We start from the raw sequence: 2,332 nt of genomic DNA, 5'->3' as shown, positions 1-2,332 counted from the left end.
CTAGGCTCAGGACCTATTAATTAGGAATGATCTGTGATTCACCGTCTCTGATGAGGAGGCGGTGATGGATGATTTGTTCCTGCTGAGCGAGCCGCAGATGGCGCGGATTTCGCCGTACTTTCCGCTGTCGCACGGGGTCGCACGGGTCGACGACCGGCGCGTGGTAAGCGGGATCGTCTATGTGATCCGCAACGGCCTGCAATGGAAGGACGCGCCCAAAGGCTACGGCCCGCATAAGACGCTGTACAACCGCTTCATCCGCTGGAGCCGGCTCGGCGTGTTTGACCGGATATTCGCGGGCCTGGCCGGCGACGGACCGAAACCCGAGCGGATCATGATCGACGCCACGCATCTCAAGGCCCATCGCACGGCGGCGAGCCTGCTCAAAAAGGGGCTGTTCCCCGTCGTATCGGGCGCACCAAGGGCGGACTGAACTCCAAGCTCCACACCGTCTGCGACGGTGAAGGCCGCCCGATCATCCTGCTGCTCTCGGAAGGCCAGATGAGTGACCACAAGGGCGCAAGCCTCGTGCTCGACGCGCTGCCGCCCGCCAAGGCCCTGATTGCCGATCGCGGGTACGACAGCGCGACATTCCGCGAGGCGCTTCTCGCCAAGGGCATCGAGCCCTGSATCCCGTCGAGCCGGAGCCGCAAGATCCCCTTCGAATACGACAGGGTGCTCTACCGCCAGCGCCACAAGGTCGAGAACCTCTTCGCAAAGCTCAAGGACTGGCGGCGCATCGCAACCCGATACGATCGCTGCGCTCACACATTCTTCTCAGCCATCTGTATCGCGGCAGCCGTCATCTTCTGGATCTAAGCAATGAGATGCTGTAACGGGGCCTGCGTCGCGCGCTGCCCATTGCCACTTGCGTCTAGAAGGGCAAGCTGTCGCCGTTCCCGTACCGACCCTGAAGGTGGAGGATTACGGGATGAGGCTGTTCATCGGATTGGATGTGTCATTGGCGAAGACTGCGGTCTGCGCCATCACCGAGCACGGCAAGATCGTGAAGGAAGCGCAGGTCGCCAGTGACCCAGAGGCCGTGGCGGGATATGTGCTGGCGTTGGGCGGAACGGTTGCAACGATAGGGCTGGAGGCCGGCCCTTTGTCGCAGTGGCTGCATCGCGGGCTCACTGACGTCGGACTGGATGTGGTTTTGATGGAGACCCGCCAGGTGAAGGGCGCGCTCAAGGCAATGCCGATCAAAACCGATCGTCGTGACGCCGAGGGGATTGCTCGGCTGCTTCACCTCGGATGGTTCCGCCCGGTGCACTGCAAATCCATTTCGGCGCAGGAAGTCCGCGCCCTTCTGGGCGCCCGCAAGGCGATTCAGCAGGGGATGATCGCGCTGGAACTGTCGCTGCGGGGTCTGCTGAGGAACTTCGGCTTGAAGGTAGGCGCGATCTCCCGCGGTCGCTTCGACGTCCGCATTCGTGAACTTGCCGAAGGCAATGCCATGCTGGAGGCCGCAACAGCGCCCATGCTCCGGGGCGCGCCAGCTTGCGCCACGAACTCGCCGGGCTCGAGCGACAGGTCCGGCTCCTTGCGCAGGAAGACCCCATCTGCCGCCTCCTGATGACGATGCCCGGCATCGGCGCTGTCGTCGGCTTGACCTTCCGATCCGCGGTTGATGATCCGACGCGGTTCTCTTCATCGAAAAAAGTGGGACCCTGGCTCGGCCTGACGCCATCGCGCAACCAATCCGGCGAGCGCGACGTCTCGGGCGGCATCACCCGCGCCGGTGACGCAAATCTCCGAAGAGCACTTTGCCAGGCGGCCACCGTCATGATGAACCGTGGGCGCTCATCATGGCTGAGAAGCTGGGCGGCACAGGTGGCGAAGCGCAGGGGTACGAAGCGTGCAATGGTCGCGCTGGCGCGGCGGATAGGGTCTATTCTGCACCGGATGTGGAGTGATGGCACGGTGTTCCAATCCGACGTTCCCCCGGCCGCCATGTCGGCCTGACCGCCGTTCGCGTGGTCGCAAGCTGCCGTTGATGCCTGCCTGAGCGCAGGCCTTCGAGGTCCCCACCGGGACGCGGTTCCGATTGATGCCGTGGTCAGGACTGTCGCCGACCTCGGTCGAGCGCGCCTATGAGAYAGGCACATCGGACGCCGTATTGGACCAGCATCATGTTGGCAGCCGTCGCGCTGACCACGGACCGAAGCATGAACCCGGGGAGATCTCAGGGCGAGGCCGCGTAGCCAGCCAGGCTGGACGGTGTCGGCCAATGTGGATCGCCACGCGACCGCGCGATCAGAGCGGCCGAACGATGATCTGCGCCAAAATCCAGTTGACTGAGACGGCCCCGTTACCGAAGTCCTGAGCCTAG

The 2,332-nt window shown here is 63.6% G+C and carries 1 protein-coding gene and 1 pseudogene; both read left to right on the top strand.

The window, feature by feature from the left end:
• Positions 1-64 precede the first annotated feature (64 nt).
• Positions 65-819, top strand: a protein-coding gene (locus AB4118_RS33915; protein WP_441493884.1) for an IS5 family transposase whose coding sequence is annotated in 2 segments (ribosomal slippage) — positions 65-398 and positions 398-819 — 756 coding nt in all. Because the reading frame shifts where the segments join, the coding sequence is not laid out codon by codon here.
• Positions 820-931: 112 nt separating this feature from the next.
• Positions 932-1,965, top strand: a pseudogene (locus AB4118_RS33910) (IS110 family RNA-guided transposase).
• Positions 1,966-2,332: the final 367 nt, after the last annotated feature.

The sequence above is a fragment of the Allobosea sp. 2RAB26 genome (genome assembly GCF_052115465.1).
Lineage (GTDB): Bacteria > Pseudomonadota > Alphaproteobacteria > Rhizobiales > Beijerinckiaceae > Allobosea.
The sequence above is the reverse complement of the archived record's forward strand: the minus strand, read 5'-3'. Positions and strand labels throughout refer to the sequence as shown.